The 253-nt window shown below is 58.5% G+C and carries 1 pseudogene; it reads left to right on the top strand.

What is annotated here, in order from left to right:
- Positions 1-253 (top strand): annotated as a pseudogene (locus AAHM38_RS25600) (IS3 family transposase); the annotation flags it as partial.

Raw genomic sequence — 253 nt, 5'->3', positions numbered from 1 at the left:
GCAAGCACGGACGACAGGACTGGAGCGCCTCGGCGGAGGCCAAAACCACGATGGAAAATCAAAGCAGCCAGCGCAAGTCGCTCACGCCAGAGCAGCGCATCAAGGAATTGGAAGTGCAGTTGCGGGAGGCCCAAGAGAAGGCACGTCTGTTCGAGGCGGTGATCGACGTGATCCAGAAAGAGCATGGGGTGCGCGTCGTAAAAAAGCCTTTGGGCAGGTCCTCACGCAAAAGCTCGTCCAAGGGCTGAGTGTT

The organism is Ralstonia sp. OTU4908 (assembly GCF_038440115.1).
In the GTDB taxonomy this organism is placed as follows: domain Bacteria; phylum Pseudomonadota; class Gammaproteobacteria; order Burkholderiales; family Burkholderiaceae; genus Ralstonia; species Ralstonia pickettii.
This window is presented reverse-complemented; position numbering and strand designations above follow the sequence as displayed.